Origin of the sequence: Paenibacillus sp. FSL M7-1046, from assembly GCF_038007405.1 — a bacterium.
GTDB lineage: Bacteria > Bacillota > Bacilli > Paenibacillales > Paenibacillaceae > Paenibacillus_AQ.
In genome coordinates this window covers 2,086,975-2,107,003 of sequence record NZ_JBBOXB010000001.1, presented here as the reverse complement: position 1 = coordinate 2,107,003, position 20,029 = coordinate 2,086,975, and the positions used below count along the sequence as shown (strand labels likewise).

The 20,029-nt window shown below is 48.6% G+C and carries 15 protein-coding genes and 1 pseudogene; 14 read left to right on the top strand and 2 right to left on the bottom strand.

Translation table 11 applies throughout. The features are described 5' to 3' along the window. The first annotated feature begins 17 nt into the window (after window positions 1–17). The 9 genes and pseudogenes from NYE29_RS08970 (at window position 18) to NYE29_RS08930 (ending at window position 10,739) form a co-directional block, all read left to right on the top strand. Window positions 18–1,829 (top strand): hypothetical protein, encoded by a 1,812-nt coding sequence (locus NYE29_RS08970; RefSeq protein ID WP_340895508.1) that lies wholly within the window; start codon window positions 18–20, stop codon window positions 1,827–1,829. 38 nt (window positions 1,830–1,867) lie between these two features. After that, window positions 1,868–2,614, top strand: coding sequence for a hypothetical protein (locus NYE29_RS08965; protein WP_076113452.1), 747 nt, complete (start codon window positions 1,868–1,870; stop codon window positions 2,612–2,614). 61 nt (window positions 2,615–2,675) lie between these two features. After that, a complete protein-coding gene (gene essC, locus NYE29_RS08960; RefSeq protein WP_340895504.1) occupies window positions 2,676–7,301 on the top strand; it encodes a type VII secretion protein EssC in 4,626 nt (1,541 codons plus the stop codon). Next, window positions 7,294–7,545: a hypothetical protein gene (locus NYE29_RS08955; protein ID WP_038584738.1), complete on the top strand. Its 252-nt coding sequence runs from the start codon at window positions 7,294–7,296 to the stop codon at window positions 7,543–7,545. Before essC ends, NYE29_RS08955 begins: the two co-directional genes overlap by 8 nt. A 36-nt stretch (window positions 7,546–7,581) precedes the next feature. Then, window positions 7,582–7,881 carry a WXG100 family type VII secretion target gene (locus tag NYE29_RS08950; RefSeq protein ID WP_038584741.1) on the top strand — a complete coding sequence of 100 codons (300 nt, stop codon included), beginning with the start codon at window positions 7,582–7,584 and terminating at the stop codon, window positions 7,879–7,881. A 17-nt stretch (window positions 7,882–7,898) separates the two neighbouring features. Next, complete coding sequence (locus tag NYE29_RS08945) at window positions 7,899–8,201, top strand: pore-forming ESAT-6 family protein (RefSeq protein WP_340895501.1); 303 nt, start codon at window positions 7,899–7,901, stop codon at window positions 8,199–8,201. Between the two features lie 74 nt (window positions 8,202–8,275). After that, window positions 8,276–9,019, top strand: a pseudogene (locus NYE29_RS08940) (serine/threonine protein kinase); the annotation flags it as partial. A 111-nt stretch (window positions 9,020–9,130) separates the two neighbouring features. Next, complete coding sequence (locus NYE29_RS08935; RefSeq protein ID WP_340899655.1) at window positions 9,131–9,919, top strand: vWA domain-containing protein; 789 nt, start codon at window positions 9,131–9,133, stop codon at window positions 9,917–9,919. A gap of 133 nt (window positions 9,920–10,052) precedes the next feature. Next, a complete protein-coding gene (locus NYE29_RS08930; RefSeq protein WP_144024451.1) occupies window positions 10,053–10,739 on the top strand; it encodes a hypothetical protein in 687 nt (228 codons plus the stop codon). Window positions 10,740–10,967: 228 nt separating this feature from the next. Here NYE29_RS08930 and NYE29_RS08925 read toward each other — a convergent pair whose 3' ends face one another. Further along, on the bottom strand, window positions 10,968–11,825 hold the full coding sequence (locus tag NYE29_RS08925) for an IS3 family transposase (protein WP_340899653.1): 858 nt from the start codon (window positions 11,823–11,825) through the stop codon (window positions 10,968–10,970). 11 nt (window positions 11,826–11,836) lie between these two features. Further along, complete coding sequence (locus NYE29_RS08920; protein WP_340894705.1) at window positions 11,837–12,133, bottom strand: transposase; 297 nt, start codon at window positions 12,131–12,133, stop codon at window positions 11,837–11,839. Window positions 12,134–12,566: 433 nt separating this feature from the next. Between NYE29_RS08920 and NYE29_RS08915 the strand changes: the two genes are divergently transcribed. The 5 genes from NYE29_RS08915 to NYE29_RS08895 all read left to right on the top strand — a co-directional run bounded on the left by NYE29_RS08915 (window position 12,567) and on the right by NYE29_RS08895 (window position 19,659). After that, window positions 12,567–14,144 carry an extracellular solute-binding protein gene (locus NYE29_RS08915; protein ID WP_340895497.1) on the top strand — a complete coding sequence of 526 codons (1,578 nt, stop codon included), beginning with the start codon at window positions 12,567–12,569 and terminating at the stop codon, window positions 14,142–14,144. 86 nt (window positions 14,145–14,230) lie between these two features. Continuing rightward, window positions 14,231–15,148 carry an ABC transporter permease gene (locus tag NYE29_RS08910; RefSeq protein WP_076113447.1) on the top strand — a complete coding sequence of 306 codons (918 nt, stop codon included), beginning with the start codon at window positions 14,231–14,233 and terminating at the stop codon, window positions 15,146–15,148. An 85-nt stretch (window positions 15,149–15,233) separates the two neighbouring features. Further along, entirely contained in the window at window positions 15,234–16,118 is an 885-nt protein-coding gene (locus tag NYE29_RS08905; protein WP_076113446.1) for a carbohydrate ABC transporter permease, read from the top strand. Between the two features lie 42 nt (window positions 16,119–16,160). After that, window positions 16,161–18,494, top strand: a complete 2,334-nt coding sequence (locus tag NYE29_RS08900; RefSeq protein WP_076113445.1) for a helix-turn-helix domain-containing protein — start codon at window positions 16,161–16,163, stop codon at window positions 18,492–18,494. Between the two features lie 37 nt (window positions 18,495–18,531). Continuing rightward, window positions 18,532–19,659 (top strand): glycoside hydrolase family 88 protein, encoded by a 1,128-nt coding sequence (locus NYE29_RS08895; protein ID WP_439823189.1) that lies wholly within the window; start codon window positions 18,532–18,534, stop codon window positions 19,657–19,659. Window positions 19,660–20,029 lie beyond the last annotated feature (370 nt).

The window sequence follows — 20,029 nt, the reverse complement described above, 5'->3', positions numbered from 1 at the left end:
AGAAAGGATGCAAGGAGATGGCATTCAATCCAGAAACCAATGAAGAATTAGTGATTGATGGGAAGGTTTATGTTGTTCAGGGGCATCCGCTCATGAGTGAGATCCCCTACGGCCAAGAGGGCAGGCAAGGTACGGTGTATAAACTCACCAGCATTCAAGACGGCATTTCCAAAGCGCTGAAAGTATTCAAACCCGTCTTCCGGCAGCCTTCTAATGTATATTTGTCAGAGCAGCTTGCGGCCTTTTCAAAGATTGATGGACTTCAGGTCTGTGAACGGGATGTATTGATTCCTCAGCGGGACGTGCAGCTGTTGGGAAGTCACCCGGAGCTGTTGTATGCTGTTCTTATGCCATGGATCAATGGTCCGACCTGGATGGATCTCATACTGGAAAAGAAAGATATTCCCCAAGAAACGGCGCTTCATACCGCCAGATCGTTGGCTGAAGTGTTATCTTTCATGGAGCAGCGAGGGTTGGCGCATGGGGATTTATCAGGCTCTAACGTTATGATTCCCGGACTCCTGCATGAGATTATGCCCTTAGTCAAATCATGCATTCAGCTGATCGACATAGAGCACATGTATGCGGTCCACCTCGACAGACCTGAATATATGACGATGGGATCACCCGGATACTCTTCCGGGAGAAGTGATTATCAGCATCTTTGGAACAAGTATGCAGATCGTTATTCCGGCAGCATCCTGCTCGCGGAGATGCTGGCATGGTTCCATCCGGAGATTCGGGAAGCGGCATGGGGTGAAAGCTATTTTGACCCCGGGTTGATGGAGGAGGATCAGGATAGAGTAGCCTTAATTAATAGAGTGTTGACTGAGAATTACGGCGGCGAGGTTGCGGGTCTTTTCCGTAAAGCATGGGAAAGTGACGCGCTATATCAATGTCCGGCATTCGGAGAATGGTATATTGCCTTATCATCGGTCAGCCTTGGCTACACGGACTCCTCCGAAGAGGTCCGGGCGGAAGGAACAATGACTTCAGCGGCCCTCCCATCCATTCTTCGTCCGACTCCAATGGAAGAGTTGTCAGAATGGGATGAAGCACCGCTGGGTAGAGCAAGAATTCTGGAGAGTTCAGGGGATCTACATGGAGCCTTGGCGGCTTACACAGCATTGCTTGCCGGTCCCGTTGCTGATCCCGCTGTCCGCCATGAAATCGAAGTTTCCATACAGGTGATTCAGTCTCTGCTGGCTGAACAGCATTCGAAAGAAACTGCGCCGGAGCAGGAAGAACTGCGCCAGCCGGCAGGCAAGAAATGGCGGCTCGGAATGCTGATTGCATTGGCGGCAGCTATTGTGCTCGGCGGCAGTCTGACTGTACGGGGAATGATGGGCGAATCGGAGCCCTCTAATGAGGCTGCTGACGTTGCCGCTCAAGCAACGGTGCAGCCAACGGCAACCCAGCCAACGGTTGCTGCCAGCCCGTCGGCGGCTGCTCTGCCGCCCGTAACTACGGAAAAGCCGACACCAAAGCCGACAGCCCAGCCGACGGTTAAACCAACGCCGAAGCCGACAGCCCAGCCGACGGTTAAACCAACACCGAAGCCGACAGCCCAGCCGACGGTTAAACCAACGCCAAAGCCGACAGCTAAATCAACAGCCAAACCAACGTCGAAGCCGACAACTAAACCGGCGGCAACCGCCAAATCAGTAGCGAAGAAGCAAAAAATCAAAGCGCTGGAGGATAGCATTCTTTATGCCTACAACGTTGAAGATGATACGGAAAAGGTTATTCGTCTAGCTAAACAACTAAAAGCACTGGATAGCAATAACAAGCTGGCACGAAGCATGCTAAAAGAGCTTACAGGAGAGTAGTTATACAAAAGTACATATAACATTTAGGAGGAATAGATATGAAGAAGTTTATCTCAGGCTTTATCTGCGGTGGATTATTATTCGGAGGTGTTACTGTATTTGCGGCAGATTTAAAGGGAGCCCTATTCAATATTAATAGTGTTGAGGTGGATGGCGCGAAGATTACGGTGAATAGTAAAAATAAACCTTTTACATTCCAAGGCTACGCTTATTTTCCCAGCTATATGCTGCCTGAGCTGGGTTATGCACCTTCGCGTTCCCGTGACGGGAAGACTGTAATCTTAAATTCAACGGGCAAGAAGGTTTACGCAACCACCGGCACGATTGAGGCAGGCAACGATTTCCTGATCGGAGCCCCTGAAGTGGTTAATACGAACGCAGAGAGCAGCATTATGTACGACGGCAGCACTGTGATTAAAGAGCAGAACGGGACCACCCATTTGAATTATATCTATACGATGCTTGGAGACTATACTCCGGATAGCAAGGGACAGGCAAAGATTACCTATCAACTGGATGAAAAGTACAGACAGTTTAATGCGAAAGCGGCTCTAATTCAGCATAAGCTAGGAAGCGTCAGCACGCAGCCGGTCACGGTAGATGTTTATCTTACAAATAAAGGCGGGCAAACGACCTTATACGGATCGTACACATACACGTCCACTCAAGAACCCCAAAATTTGATTGTGCCGCTACGTTATGTGGATAAGATTACATTTGCGATAAGCAGTCTTGGTGCTTCTAAAGTGGAATTCGCCATGTTTGATCCAGTGTTCATTAAATAGTATTCCTGCAGGAAGTTAGTGCCGGCTATTTGGTGGATTTGAATAGGGGGTGAAGATACGTATGCAGCTATCACTACTTAAAGACACGGTCATCTATACTTGTGTTCTTCCCGAGAAACAGAAGGGACAATACTGGATCACCCAGAGAAATGAACAGAATTATGAGGAGAACGTTATCAGCATTGAAGGCATTGAGGGGAAATGGATTCTAAAGTCCAATAAACAGGCCGTTATTCTGGACAGCAACAAGTCCACCATTAAGGAAATTGCCATAGAACCCATGAACATGTACTCCATTCATCTTATCCGAACGAATGAGTATGTAGTGCTCTTCTCTGAGCCTGTCTCCCGTGACAGAAACACCTTTAAGAAGCTGAAGTTTCATGCAAACAGCAAAATAACGATTGGACGGGCAGAGAATTGTAATCTGCATTATGCCAATAAGTATACCTCATCCCTTCATGCTGAACTGTTGATCAATGGCTCTACCCTGACGATTCAAGACCAGAGCAGCGCAAACGGAACGTTTGTGAATGGGAAACGGGTCACCAGCAAAGTGCTGAAACTAGGAGATGTCGTTTATATTATCGGTCTCAAAATTATTATTGGCCCCGATTTTATCGCCGTGAACAATCCGGACGGTCAGCTAAAAATCAAAGGAGCTGCGTTTCAGCCGTATGTTAAGCAGACAGCAGCTGTGGTTGAGGAGGAGGAATTGGAGGAGATCGCTGTTTCCTCTGAATTCTTCTACCGTTCTCCCCGGTTTAAGCGGGATATTCAGCAGGCGGAATTTGTAATTGATCCTCCACCTTCACTTGGCAATATGGAACAATTGCCAATCATGCTGATGCTGGGTCCGTCCATCACCATGGGGATGGCCTCACTTTTCACAGGGTTGTTTGCCCTCCAGAATGCACTCAGTTCCGGGGGGAATGTCAGAAATGCAATGCCTACTCTAGTAATGTCTATGAGCATGCTGCTAGGTACAATATTATGGCCTATCTTGGCCAGAAGACATGAGAGCAAGCGGAGAAGCCGGCGCAATCAGGAGAGAAATGTGAAATACAAGGCATATTTGGAACAGCTCCGGCAAAAAATTGCAGATAAGTGTGCCTATCAAAGCGATATTCTACATGAGAACCTAGTGACTGTAGAAGATTGCGTTGGCCGCATAGAACAAAAGAAGCGTAATTTATGGGAGCGAACCCGCAGGCATAATGACTTTTTATCACTTAGACTGGGACTGGGAACCGTTAACCTGCAGGCAGAAATTAAGCATCCTGAAATAAGATTCAGCTTGGATGAAGATGAATTGCGGAAGGAATTAGAAGAGTTTATCAAAGAACCGAAGCTCCTGAAAAATGTGCCGTTGCCGCTGTTATTGACGGAGGATTGGATAGCGGGAATTATCGGCACCAGGGAAGCCGCCGTTATGCTTACGAAACAGCTGATCCTGCAGCTTACCGCACTTCACAGCTACGATGAACTAAAGCTGGTCTTTCTCTATGATACAAAAGAACAAGATACTTGGGGATTTGTGAAATGGCTGCCGCATGTATGGAATGAAGAGGGCAGTTTGCGGTTTGTCGCAACGGAGCTAAATGAAGTGAAGGAACTTTCTACCTATTTGGAAAAAGAGCTGTCCGCCCGGGAAATGCTCTCATCTGATGAAGAAATACGGGAGTTGTCGCCGTATTACGTCATTATAGCTGCGGACAAGCAACTGGCGGGCAAAGCTGAAATAATCAACGGAATATTAAAGCAGAAAAAGAACCTTGGATTCAGTATTTTGCATCTTTATGATCAGCTCATGCATCTTCCCAAAGAGTGCTCCATGGTGATTGAGTGCGATGGTGAAGATTCTAATATTTTTGACAAAGATAATATTTCCGGCAAAGCTGTATCTTTCCGCCCTGATCCTTATGAGATCCGTAACGAGCTTGCGCTTGCTGTCCGTCTGGCTAACATCAAGCTTGACACGTCAGGATCTAAATATAATTTGCCTGATATGTTAACCTTCCTTGATATGTTTGGCGTCGGAAAGATAGAGCATCTTAACGCCTTAACCCGCTGGAGGGATAACGATCCGGTATTGTCACTGGGAACTCCCATTGGTGTGGATACCACAGGAGCCTTATTTCAACTGGATCTGCATGAAAAATTCCATGGTCCACATGGGCTGATTGCCGGAATGACTGGTTCGGGTAAAAGTGAATTCATCATGACCTTTATATTATCACTGGCAGTGAATTATCATCCTCATGAAGTAGCCTTTATCCTTATCGACTATAAGGGTGGCGGGATGGCAAGCGCATTCTCTAGCCTTCCTCATCTTGCAGGAACGATTACCAATTTGGATGGTGCTGCGGTAAAGCGTTCGCTGATTTCAATCCAAAGCGAGCTGAAACGGCGCCAGTCCATATTTCAGGATATTCATAGCCGGCTTGGTCTTAGCAACATTGATATCTATAAATACCAAAGGCTTTACCGGGAAGGGCAGGTATCCGAACCGCTTCAGCATTTGTTTATCATTTCTGACGAATTTGCCGAACTTAAAACCCAGCAGCCGGAGTTTATGGACCAGCTGGTAAGTGCTGCGCGGATCGGGCGAAGTCTGGGCATCCATTTGATTCTAGCCACACAGAAGCCTGCGGGAGTCGTAGACGACCAAATTTGGAGCAATAGCAAATTCCGAATTTCATTGAAGGTCCAGGAGCGGGCCGACAGTATGGATGTAATCAAAAGACCAGATGCCGCCGAATTGTCCGTTACTGGCAGATTTTATGTGCAGGTAGGCTTTAACGAGCTGTTTGAACTAGGGCAATCTGCATGGGCAGGCGCACCGTATGAGCCATCGGACCGGATGGAACGTACACCGGATCAGAACCTCACGATAATTGATACGCTGGGCCGTATTGTAAAGCAAGCAGCTGTGAATAAACGAAAAATCAGACAGGCCAATCCGGAGAAGCAGATTAGCAAGATTAATGAGTATCTCTCCAACATTGCTATTGAAGAAGGCATCAAGATCCGGCCGCTGTGGCTGGAGCCGATTCCTGCTGTGATTTATCTGCATGAATTGAAGAAGAAGTACCCTAACTCTCCTTCATTTTATGGTGAGATTAATCCTGTAATCGGCGAGGTCGATGATCCGGTGAACCAGAGGCAGCTGCCCATGACCTTTCCGCTCTCCCGGGACGGCAATGCAATCGTGTATGGTACGGCCGGAAGTGGCAAAACAGTCTTTCTGACGACACTCATCTTCTCCTTGATAGAGCAGTATACACCCGAAGAAATCAATATATATATTCTGGACTTCGGTTCGGAAACGCTGGGAGCCTTCTCAGAAGCACCGCATGTGGGTGATGTAGTCTTCTCTCACGACAGTGAAAGGGTTAATAAACTCTTCCAGATGCTTCAGCAAAAAATAGAACAAAGAAAGAAAATATTCTCACCGTATGGGGGTGACTTCGGTTCTTATAATCGCCTATCTGCGGAACAGGAGCCTTCTATATTAGTCATCATTCATAACTATTCTGTATTTACTGAGCTTTTTGAAGGCAAGGAAGAGATGATCTCGCTGCTTAGCAGAGAAGGCCTGAAGTATGGAATTTATTTTATGCTGACTGCACTTAATACGGGAGCTGTACGGTACAAAACCTTGCAGAATTTCAAGCAGCTCTACGTGCTCCAGCTGAATGATCCATCCGATTATTCCGGTGTACTCGGCAATGTGGGGGGCGTGTACCCTTCCAAATTGAAGGGCAGGGGCATCTTCAAGAAAGATAACGTCTATGAATTTCAGCTGGCCCATATTCAGGCAAATGGCAATAATCTGCTGAATGAATTGCGAAGCAGCTGCAGCAGCTATGCGAAACAATGGACGGGAACTCCTGCCGAACAGATACCAATATTGCCGGACAAGGTGGATCTTGCCTTCCTCAAGAAAGATATTCACCGCTGGAAGGACGGATTGATTCCTGTAGGGGTGGAGAAAGACAGCCTAAAGGTCTCCTATATGGAACTCAGCCAAAGCTATATTCAGTTGGTAGCTTGCCGCGATCATGATATGACTACTTTCATGCAGGGCCTGGTCGAGGTGCTCTCGGAGCAAGGCTCTTCTGATTCGGAGCTGTTGGTGCTAGATGCCAATAGACAGTTTACGGAAGACTTTCAGAGGAAGTGCCGCTATATCAATGACCATAGCGATGCTGCTGAGCAGGCAGTTATTGAATTGTTCAATATGCTGGTGCTGCGGAATAACGCCTTTAAGGATGCACTTGCTGCAGGCCAGCCGGTTCCTGTATTCAATAAACTGACGGTAATTGTGCTGTCGGTATCGGCCTTGCTGTCCAGGCTATCCGTAGATGCCAAGGATAAGTGGAAAGTTCTGCTTGAGAAAGGGAGCGCCGCCTATCAGGTTCATTTTATATTGGCTGAACGGGCTGCTAATATCGCGACATTCTCTTATGAAGCTTGGTTTAAAGAGCATGTGGCTGGAGGTGAGGGTATATGGATTGGAGACGGTTTTACCGATCAGTACCACATGAAGCCGGCCAGATTCAGCCAAGAGATGTACCGCGAGATTGGGGACGACTTCGGGTACGTGGTGCATCGCGGGAAGGCTGTTCTGGTGAAACTGCTGTCTGCCAGTGCGCTCGTGGAGGAGGAGGTCCCCGTTGGATAAGATCATTATTGAGCTCTATATTCCGGCAATCAGCCAGACACACGATGTAATCATTCCATTGGATCTTCGTCTGCACGAGATCGAAGGCTTGCTGGCAGCTGCAATCATGGAGCTGTCGGGAGGGGTCTATATCAGATCAGAAGATACCGTCATTTGCGATAAAGAGACTGCTACAGTGCTTGATATTAACCTATCGGCAAGGGAGCTGGGATTAAGTAACGGCTCCATGCTGATGTTAATATAAATCTTATGTTTTTTTAATCAGAAAGGAGTAGAAATAATGTCGAAAATTACTGTGGATCCTGCACGGCTGGAATCAGCAGCACAGAAGATGGATGGTCAAGCGTCTGAGTACGCCACGCAATACAAGAAGTTATTCACAGAGGTAAACGCGATGGGTGCCGCTTGGAAAGGGGCCGACAATACGGCATATGTTACCCAGATTCAAGGGTTTGAGGAGGATTTTAAGAACATGTATGATCTGCTCCTTAAATATTCCGAATTTCTAAAACTGAGCGCCAAGATGTACCGGGATACACAAAGTGAAATTATCAATTCTGCTAAGAAATTAACCAATTAAAGAAGGGGGCTGCATGTATGTCAACGGAAGGAATTCAAATTTCTCTACCTGAGGTAGCGAATACTGCCGGAACGATCCGGTCCATTAATGAAAATCTCAGCGCCAGACTGGATGAAATTAAAATGGAGATGAACGCACTTGCCTCCACCTGGCAAAGTGATGCAAGCAATACCATTCGTGAGAAATTTAAAGGGATGGAACCCCGCTTTGAGGAATATAAGAACGTCATTATTTCCTATGCTAATTTCTTGGATACAACAGTAAAGGGATATGAAGATACGGAAAACGCGATAAAAAACAATGCGAGCCAATTCAAATAACAGCTTCTGAAGGAAGGGTAATGGACAATGTCCGTTGCCCTTATTAGCACTGAACCAGGGATAGGAGAAGGAATATGTTGACATACGGAGAGATTCTTGGTGGGAGATATCTGGTAGAAGAGCTTATTGCCAGAGGTGGCATGGGTACTGTATACCGGGTTCGGGATACCAGATTGAATCGTAAGGTTTGGGCGGTTAAGGAAATCATTATCGATTCTGAAACCGATGGCAGCAGCTTTTTGGAAGAAATACGGATTCTCAGCAATCTGTCCCACCCGTACATTCTGAAGATAGCGGATTATTTTGAGCCGGATGCTGAAGGAAGAAGTTATCTGGTGATGGAATATGTGAACGGGCACACGATTGAAGAGATATATGGGGATAACAAGACGCCGATAACAGTGCAGCGCGCGCTTAAATATGCCGTGCAGCTGTGCGAGATTCTGAATTACTTACATGAACAGCCTAAACCGGTGATTTTTCGTGACCTAAAGCCTTCAAATATTATGGTGGATGAATACGACAATTTGAAGCTGATCGACTTCGGAATTGCAAGGACGTTCAAGAAGGGGCAGGTAAAGGATACGGTTGCATTAGGTACACTGGTGTTTGCAGCACCTGAGCAATTGGAAAATGGGCAGACGGATTTCCGGACCGACTTGTATTCAATGGGTGCCACGCTTTATTTCCTGCTCACCGGTGGAAAATATTATTCTTCCGTTCACGCTACCTTTGCGCTCATCTCTCCTGAGGTTCCATTGGAATATGTGAATCTGATCAAAAAATTACTTGTAACGCACCCGGATCAAAGGATTCAAAGCGCGCGTGAAGTGAAAAAACAATTAGAAAACATCTCTAAACTAATGATCGATAAAACACCGGTCGTTGAACCGACGGTTATGATCAATAATCAGGATGGAGCTACACCAATGACTGGAGATTTAACCGGGGGATTAGCCCTCAGGGAAAAATATACAGTACAGGCTACGCAAAGCACTCCGGCATTGATTATTTATCTAATTGATGTTAGTGCTTCAATGGGGTTGGAAATGAATAATGTCAGAAGAATAGATTTAGTGAAAAAAGCATTGGTTTCTACCATAAAGCAAATGGTCTACCGCTCCACTAAGGGGAGCCGGATTGCAGCGCGTTATCGGATCGCTATTCTTCCTTACAGTGACGAGGTGGACGACTTGCTGGGAGGCATCAAGGCGATCGATCAAATTGCCAGGACGGCGACGCTGCCAGAGCTTACACCCATGCGATTTACGGATACAGCACTTGCGTTTCAAAGAGCTGAGGAATTGCTTCTGGAGCAGTTGCCCCTTATGCAGAAGTGTCCAGCTCCATTGATTTGCCACATGACTGACGGCGTGCATACCGGAGAGGATCCCGAGCCGGTGGCCAAACGGATCATGGAGATGAGTGTACCTGATGGGAATGTGCTTATTGAGAACATTTTTATAAATGATCATTTTCTCGAAGAACCTGTTAACGACCCGCGGAACTGGAAGGGGATTCTGCCCGGAATGAATCTGAAGGATGACTATGCGCTTAAACTCAGAAACATGTCTTCTGCACTTCCGGAAAGCTACCGTAAGATGATGACTGAATTCTCTTATACTCTGCAGAGCGGAGCTCTGATGATGCTGCCTGGCAGCAGTCACGAAATGGTGTCTTTAGGCTTCCAGATATCTGCGTCTACTCCGATACGATAGGACAGTGATGATAGAGATGAGATTATTTCAGATTGACCAACGATTGGAATATCCTCTGTCGTCACTGCAAGCAGGGCCTTTTTCCATACGCTGCACCTATGCCCGTTCCAGAGAGACACGGCAGGGAGATGATATGGGACAGGACTATATAACCTATAAAGTAACGGATGACAGCATCCTGTTCTGTGTATGTGATGGGGTCAGCCAGTCCTTTTACGGAAATTTAGCAGCAAAATACCTAGGGGATTCTCTGCTGCAATTCATATCTGAATCCGATTGCTTTAATTCTGCGGACAGCGAAGTTGTAAAGTACAAGTTATCTTCAGGCTTGCAGCAGATGACCGCCCCGGCTACAAATATGATCAACCATTATGAACTCCCTTCGCATATTGGCGGCCTCTTCCGTGAAGTACTGGAGGAGAAACGCTTGAAGGGCAGCGAGACTACATTTGTATGCGGTAAGATTAGCTACACGGCTGACAGCAACAAGGTTCAGATCACCGTAGCCTGGCTGGGAGATACAGCTATTCGTCTCTTCGATCATGGCACTGAGATTCCAGGCTTGGTAAGCGGGTTTTCCCAATGGAACCGTTGGTCGACTTGTCATGGTGTTATGGGAGAGGGACCTTCTATTCTGACTATGGATCTTGCAAAAGGTTCCGGTGGACCGAATTGTATACAAATATTCACGGACGGACTAATGGGATACAGGAATTGGAAGAGGTATCCGGAAAACGCGGAACTTCGACAGATGATTGAAACGTCGTATAACCATGTTGCCAGTGATGATGTTTCTTTTTTGGAAATTCGCTGGGATTAATTGTTGGTTAGTCCTAACCATTTGAGTAGGGCTGCCAAATAAGTTGAGAAAATAAACTATACATAAGTAAAACGGACATTGTGGTGATCGTCCTTTATTTAAGTATAATACAAAATATTGTAAGCAGGATTCTGATAATATACTCTTAATCTTGGATGTGGTCCATGAAATGAAGCCCTAAGAGCAAGATTGGACCTCCGTCAAGAAAGTGGACACTAAAAAATGAAATTAGGCTGCTTTTCGTTTGAATCTAGCTGCAAACTGAACCGGCGATACGTAGCCCAGAGCACCATGGATTCGCTTGCGGTTATAAAAAAATTCAATGTACTGGTAGATGCCATCATAGGCTTGTTTCTTCGTTTTGAATCGGGTACAGTACACAAACTCTTTTTTCAATAGGCTGTGAAAAGATTCAATGCAAGCATTGTCGTAGCAGTTGCCTTTGCGGCTCATGCTGGCCTTCATGCGGTATTTCACCAAACGTTTACGGTAGTCGGCTGAGGCATACTGTGAGCCTCGATCCGAATGGTGAATGAGACCTTTCTTTGGGCGTTTGGCCTTGTAGGCGTCTTCTAGAGCGCTCATTACCAGATCTGTGGTCATCCGGTCGTCCAGCCGCCAGCCTACGATTTCCCGGGTGCATAGGTCAAGCACGCTGGCGAGGTACATCCGTCCTTCCCGGCAGGGAATGTAGGTGATATCCGCGACCCAAGTTTGATTTGGTTTTTCGGTGAAGAATTGTTGGTTTAGCAGATTAGGTGCAACCGGTAAGGTGTGGTTGGAGTCGGTCGTGTTTACGCGGAATTTCTTTGCTACACAGGAGCGCAAGCCCAGCTCTCTCATGTATTTCCCTACGGTACGCTCACTGATCTTGTGGCCTTCGCGCTGGAGAAGAATCGTGATTTTAGGACTGCCGTAGCAGCCTCCTGTATCGCCAAAATGATACGTAATTCGCTGAAGAAGCAACGCCTTTCGGGTCGCTTGTGGGCTTGGTTTTGCCGTTCTCCATTTGTAATAGCCGCTCCGCGATACCTCAAGGACACTGCACATCTTCTCCACACGAAACCGGGAGCGATGATCTTCGATGAACTGAAATCTCAGTTCTTTGGATTGCTGAAGATGTGCACTGCTTTTTTTACGATGGCCATTTCCTCCGCCATATCGGCTAGTTGCTGTTCTTTTTCCCGCAACTGTCGTTCCAGTTCTCGTACCCTTTCGGCGCTGGCCACGGGCTCGTCTGGGAACTGCCGGAACTTGCCCAGCCATTGATGCAGGGTTTTAGCGGGGATATCCAGCTCCTGGGCCAGTTCCGCCACCGTCTTGGTCTGCTCCTGGATGTACTTTACCGTCTGTCTTTTAAATTCATCATTGTAGCTTTTTCGTGTTCCACTCATGTGGACACCTCCTCGTTAATCTCATTATTCCTGTTCTCTTAACGAGTGTCCACTTTTAACTCTAACAGCAGATGGCCCGCAATAAAGCACTGAATTGCATAAAATGGAGCACCATTTAAAAGACATCCCATCCGGTGTCTTTTTTCTTTTTGCGCCACTTTATAGTAAGGTGTAGCCATACGCTTTACCGCGTTAAATCTATGGGGTACATTTGTGAATTCGCAGACACAATCATTCGAGCTCACTACAAGGTTTTGCTCAGATGCTAAGCAATCTCGATTTTTTAACATCCATATACAATTCCTGTGGTGTACAGGCTGTAGTCAAGTTATCGATATCGCGGCAAGAATGGAAGATAGGCAAGAGAGCAGGGAGGCGGTAAGTTGAAGGAGCAAGCGGACCTATTACGAACACATGGGGGAGATGTGAAAAGATGAAGAGATCATGGAAACAACGGATTGCGCTTGGCACCGGCTTATTGCTCGCAATGGGGGGGCTGGCAGGCTGCTCGGGCAGTAATGAGAATGCGGGAAAAGAGCAGACGGACGCTCCTACACCGATCTCGATCTGGGCGTCACTGAATACGAATGTCTCGATCACGCTGAAGAACATGAGTGAAATCACGGCGATTAAGGAATGGGAGAAACAGACCCACATTAAGACGGAATTCCAGCATCCCGCCGTGGGTGCCGAGACCGAGCAGTTTAATGTCATGCTTGCTTCGAATGAGCTGCCGGATGTGATGTTCGTGTATGGCGACTACTCCAAGTTGTATAATGACGGAACGATTATTAGGCTGAACGACCTGATTGACCAGTACGCGCCTAATTTGAAGAAGATTCTTCAGGAGAATCCCGAGGTTGAGAAACAATTGAAAGCGGATAACGGAGACATCTACGCGATTCCCCATCTGCGTCTGGGCGAGTATAAAACCTTCGGCGGTACGTTCATCCGTCAGGATTGGCTGGATGAACTGAATCTGCAAAAGCCTGAAACCCTGGATGAATGGGAGACTGTGCTGAAGGCCTTCAAGGACAAGAAGGGCGTCACCGCTCCGCTGTTGTACGGCGCACCGCCAAAGCTGACCACGATGGGACCAGCAGCCGCAAATTTCTTAGAAGCCTATGGAATTACGAATACGATCTTTCTGAAAGACGGCAAGGTAGCGTTCGGGCCGACCGAGCCAGAATTCAAGGAATTCCTGACCACATTCCACCGCTGGTATCAAGAAGGACTGATTGATCCCGATTTCGCCACAAATGATCAGAAGACCTATGATGCCAAGATTCTGGGCAGCCAGGCTGGCGCATTCTTTGCCTATATTGGCGGCGGCATTGGCCGGTATCTGCCTGCACTGCAGGAGGAGGAACCGGACGCCAATCTGACTGCCGTCCAGTTCCCGGTTGTGAACAAGGGAGATGAGCCGATGTTCACCGGCCGGTCCTGGGAGTGGAGCGGTGCCGGAGCCACAATTACGAAAAGCAACAAGAACCCGGAAGAAACCGTTAAGGCGCTGGACTATTTTTTCAGTGAAGAAGGCCATATGCTGAAGAACTTTGGCGTAGAGGGTGTAACTTATACGATGAAGGACGGGTATCCGACCTATACGGATGAGATTCTGAAGAATCCGGACGGATTGTCTGTGGTCCAGGCGATGGCGAAGCATTTCATTGCCAACTATCCGTTTGTAGGCGAAGATGACGACCGGTATAACGAGCAATATTATCAGCTGCAGCAGCAGAAGGATGCGGTCGTGCTTTTTTCCAAATACAGCGACAATACGCTCAAGGTGGGTCTCCCACCAGTCAGTCTGACCACGGAGGAATCAAGCGAGTACAGCAAAATCATGAGCGACATTACCACCTACCGCGATGAAATGTTCATCAAATTCGTCATCGGCGCCGAGCCGATTGAGAACTTCGACAAGTTCACCGCGCAGATCAACAAATTCAACGTCAAACGGGCGATTGAAATTCAGCAGGCAGCCGTAGACCGCTACAACGCCAGATAAGAAGGAAGACAGCCCGCGGTGCGGTGGAGGGACATGTTTGCCCCCGCGGGAATGTTGTCATGAACGATTAAGAAAGGAGGGAGACTATGCCGCAGAAGCTTTCCCTGATCTGGTTGAATTACAAAAAAAACAAAGCGATCTATTGGATGGCCCTCCCGGTGGTTTTATATTTTCTCGTGTTTAAATACTTGCCGATGTACGGAGCAGTAATTGCCTTCAAAGAGTATACGGTCGGCAAAGGAATCTGGGGCAGTGATTGGGTGGGGCTGCAGCACTTTCGGGATTTTTTCCAGAGTTATTATTTCTGGCGGATTCTCAAAAATACGCTGGTCTTAAGCTTCTATCAGCTGTTGTTCGGATTCCCGGCTCCAATTCTGCTTGCGCTGCTGCTGAATGAGCTGAGGCATGAAATGTTCAAACGCACGGTGCAGACGGTCTCATATATTCCCCATTTTATCTCTATTGTGGTGATCTGCGGAATGGTTGTGGATTTCTCGTCCCGGGACGGGCTGTTTAACTCCATTATTGTCTTCTTCGGCGGCGAGAGCAGCGCCCTGCTGAGTGATCCGGGCAATTTCCGCACCATTTACACTGCTTCATCCATCTGGCAGGAGCTTGGCTTCTCCACGATTATTTATTTGGCTGCCCTTAGCGGAATTAATCCCGAGCTGTACGATGCTTCTAAAGTGGACGGCGCGAGCCGGATGCGTCAGGTGTGGCATATCACCCTGCCGGGCATCATCCCGATGATTGTCATTTTGCTTATTCTGCGCATTGGCGGGTTGATGGAGATCGGATTTGAGAAGATTATCCTGCTCTATAATCCGAATGTCTACGATACGGCGGATGTCATCTCTACTTTTGTCTATCGCAAAGGGATCAGTGAAAGCGCCGAGTTCAGCTACACCACAGCTGTAGGCCTATTCCAGTCGGTCGTCAACTTTATCCTGCTGATTGGCGCCAACCGTCTATCCAAAGCGGTATCCGACAATAAGCTGTTCTAGTACGCGTTAAACTCCAAAGGTGAAGTTAAGCGCATGCAGGCGTGCAAGCACACATTCACCTGGGAAGATAAAGTGAGGGATTTCCATGAAAATAAAAAGAACGATTGGAGAAAGGCTATTTGACGGGGCAAATATGCTCCTGATGGTCGTGCTGATCATCTTCACCTTGTATCCGTTGCTGCATGTACTGAATGCATCGCTTAGCGACTCGGGGCGATTAATGGCCCACAGCGGTCTGCTCTTCTTCCCTGAAGGGTTCAATCTGGACAGCTATAAGCTGGTGCTGAGCAATCCCAGCATTCTGTCCGGCTACCGGAATACGATTGTGATTGTGGTGCTGGGGACGGCGCTCAATCTGCTGTTCACCATTCTTGGCGCGTATACCTTGTCCCGCAAAAATTTCATGCTCCGGAATCCGATTATGCTGGCCATTGTGTTCACGATGTTCTTCAACGGCGGGATTATTCCAACTTACCTGCTGATTAACAACACGCTGCACATGGGTAACAATTTACTGGCTCTCATCGTGCCGGGACTGGTCAGCAGCTATAATCTGATCATTATGCGCACCTCGTTTCAGGAGATTTCCGAAAGCCTGCTGGAATCGGCAAGGATTGATGGTGCGGGAGAGGTACGCATCCTCTGGCGGATTGTGGTACCCTTATCCATGCCGGTCATTGCAGTAATGATTCTATTTTATGGTGTGGCTCACTGGAACTCCTGGTTTGGTGCGATCCTGTATCTCCGCGACCGTAATTTGTATCCGCTCCAGCTGGTGCTGCGGGAAATTCTGATTCAGAACAGCACGGATTCGATGACGACGGCAGCGGCAATGGGCGACAAGGAGGCCATCGGTGAAAGTGTGAAATACGCAACGGTCATGGTGGCCACACTGCCTATTCTGTTCATTTATCCGTTTTTGCAGAAATATTTTGTCAAAGGCGTTATGATTGGAGCCATTAAGGAATAATTCAAATTTTGCCGCCAAAGCTTACTTTTGAGGAGGAGACCCATGAAGAAGAAGAGCATCCTGTTGTCCTGGAGTATCTCTTATCTGGTAATCCTGCTCATTCCTATCCTCATCGGCGCAGCCGTCTTTGTGGAATCCCGCAATCTGCTGGAGGAGGAAGTCAACCGCTCAAATATGGTTCTGCTGTCCCAGGTGCAGGAGAACATCGACAGCCAGATGGGAGATATCGGAAGTATCAGCAGCCAGCTAATGGCTGATTCCCAGCTTAGCAGCTTCATCAACCACGCTTCCGAACAGGATGCAAGATGGCGGCTGATGGGGCTTGATCTGATCAAAAACCTCAAATCCATCCGGATCGGGAATGGACTGATCCGTGAATTATATATTTATGTCAAAGCTTCCGACGTGGCGTTATCCTCCTCTTCGCTGGTTTCTAAGAACTTTTTGTATGAGATTTATTATGAGGGGACCGGCGTGACCGAGCAGGAGTGGACACGGCTGATGCAGGAATCCCGCGAAAGTGTGTTCCGCAAAATGGAGGTTCGGAGTGAGGATCAGCGCATTGAGGAGACGCTGGTCTATCTCCAGCCCTTCCCTATTCAGGCAACCGGCGACAGTCCGGCTACCTTTGTGGTCACTTTGGACCCCGACCGGTTCCAGCAGGCTATAAATAATGTGCGTTTGGACAAGGAGAGCACAGTATTCATCCTTGACCGTGACGGGCGCACGCTATTTTCTACCGGACCTATTGAAACCCCTTACACTATAAAGGCTTATTTGCAGTTGAACAAAGATTCCGGAAGAAGGACAGGAACGGCAGAATGGAACGGTGAATCCGTGACGGTCTCGCAGATTTCCTCCAATGTGCAGGACTGGCAGTATGTCTCTATTGTTCCTACACGCATTTATGCCAAAAAGCTGACGGTCATCCGCAACATCACCTTTGCCGGGGTTGCGGCCGTACTCATGCTCGGCGGCGTGGCGGCCTGGTGGTTCACCCGGCGAAATTACCGGCCGCTCGGCCGGATCATGAATATCATCTCCGATAAAGTCAAAGTGAAGCTGGAGCAGCGGGACGATGAATTCGGCATTCTGCAAAACGTGCTGACCCGGGCCTGGGAAGAGCAGGATCAATTCGCTACAAGGCTTAAAGAGCAGCAGACAATGGTGCGCAGCAGCTTCCTGTCGAGAATGATGAAGGGACGGGTGCGGCCTGGAGCGGAGCTTGCTGCGGAGATGGAGCACCTGGGCATTCGCTTGGAGACGGATTCTTTTGCCGTACTGCTCCTGCATATCGAGAATTATGGGGGATTATTCCGCACCAGAGAGCCGGAGGATAAGGAGAAGAAAATTCAATTCGTCCATCTGATTCTAACCAATGTGCTGGAGGAGCTGATGAGCGCAGTGGGTCCCGTCTATTCCGCCGAGATGGACGGAAGAATTGCCTTTCTGGTCAATATCCGGGGAAGTGCTGGGGAGGCACTCCCGCAGTTGATCAAGTCCGCCGAAGAGGCGCAGCATTTCATCCAATCGCGTTTCCTGGTCTATTTCTCGGTGGGAGTAAGCGGCATCCGCCAATCCATAGCGGAAATCGCAGCCTGCTTCCGGGAATCGGAGGAGGCGCTCGAATACCGGCTGATTCTGGGCATTGGCCAGATTATTGACCAGAACCGGATCCGCCAGCCCAAAGAGGAATTGTATTATCCGCTGGATCTGGAGCGGCAGCTGGTCAATTATATCGCCACGGGCAACTATGCCCGCTCCACCGAGGTCATGAATGAGATACTGATGACCAATTTCGCCGGGGAGCCCTTGTCTGTCGAATTGGCCCGCTGTCTGATGTTCGAGCTGATCGGCACCATGCTGAAGGCCACCGAGCAGATGAAGAGCGATGACCGGAAGGAGCTAACTCAGCGCAACGAGCTGATCCGCCAGCTGTTTGCCTGCGAGACCTTTGAGGAGATTGAGGCGGAACTGCTGCGGATTCTGGAGACGGTCTGCCAAATGGTTCATGAACGCAAGCGGTCCCACAATACGGAGCTGAAGGATCAGCTGGTTGATTTCATCCATGAGAGCTATTCTGATGTTAATCTGGGACTGACCCACATTTCGGAGCGTTTCCGTTTCCACCCTACCTATGTCTCCAAGTATTTCAAGGAACAGACCGGGGTAAATGTCATCGACTATATTAATCAGTACAGAATTGAACAAGCCAAGAAGATATTACAGGAGGACGAACTGAACGTGCAGGAGGTATCGGAGCGTGTGGGCTTCCTGAACAGCAACTCCTTCATCCGCGTCTTCAAAAAATATGAGGGGATCACCCCCGGCCAATATAAGCAAAATAACCGGTTAATCCACCACGAGAGTCGATGAACATTTCAATGAAATTAGTAAAGGAGCAATGACTGGCATGTGGAAAAAAGCGATTGAAGATGCGCTTGGCGTGACCAAACGCAACATCTCAAGATTCGGGGACCGGTTCCCCCATGTGAGCGCAGGCGATGAGCATTATACGCTGAATGACAACACAGAGTGGACGGCAGGCTTCTGGTCCGGTATTCTCTGGCTGTGCTCTGAATACAGTGACGATCCCGTCTATCGCGGACAGGCGGTAAAAACCGTGCAGAATTTCCGCCGCCGCATGGACCATAAGATCATCTTCGATCATCATGATATCGGCTTTATGTATTCGCTGTCTTCCAAGGCGCAGTGGATTATTGAGAAGGATGCCGCCGCAAGACAATTGACGCTGGAGGCTGCGGACATGCTAATGAAGCGCTGGCGCGAAGAAGCGGGATTGATCCAGGCTTGGGGACCGGAAGGGGACCCGGTGAATGGCGGGCGAATTATTATAGACTGCCTGCTCAATCTGCCGCTGCTGCTCTGGGCTTCGGAGCAGACCGGTGACATTAGATACCGCCGGGCTGCAGAACTGCATGCCCGCAAAGCCCGCCGTTTTCTGGTGCGCGGTGATGATTCCAGCTACCATACCTTTTACTTCGATCCGGCGACCGGAGAAGCGATTCGGGGCGGAACACACCAAGGGTATAGCGACGGCTCCACCTGGACCCGCGGGCAGGCCTGGGGCATTTACGGCTTCGCCTTGATCAGCCGCTATCTGCAGAGCCCGGAGATGCTGGAGACAGCGCAGCGCCTGGGCCGCTACTTCATCGCCCATCTGCCGGAGGATCAGGTAGCCTATTGGGACTTTGACGCTCCGCAGGGGCCGGATACGAAACGGGACAGCTCCGCCTCTGCCATCGCCGCCTGCGGCCTGCTGGAGATAGCCTCGCAGCTGGATGCCGATGATCCGGAACGCCAGTTTTTTCTGGACGCTGCGGAGGCATCAGTGAAGTCACTGGCAGAGCATTATTCCACGCAGGGTGCCGAGGAAGCGGAAGGCCTGCTAAAGCATGGTTCGTACTCCGTTAGAGGTGGCGACTCCCCGGATGATTACACCATCTGGGGCGATTATTACTATTTGGAGGCATTGATGCGGCTGGAGCGGGGCATTCCAGGGTACTGGTACGAGCGGTAGCCCGGAAGCAAGCTTGCTCTTTCAAGCTGGAGAAGCATAAGCAAGAGCACCTGGATGGGTGCTCTTTGTGCTTTTAGAGCAGATGTTCTGCTGAAGCGGATTAAAATACGCGAATGATCAGGGGATGCAGGTTACAGCCGCACGAACACTCCTCCAGAGTGTTTTTTAAAGATTTATATGCTAGAGTGTGTCTTCAAACTGGAAGAGCTCTGGGGAAGCAATATTGAAAGTAGGTCCCCCTTAATTACGAGGGACGGACTCAGGAGACGCTATGGAGAGTAAACCCCCTGTTTATTCTCTTTTGCGGACCCAGACGACCTTATCTGTTCTGCATTCTATCTAAAAGCGGCCATCATGGAAAAATAACTGC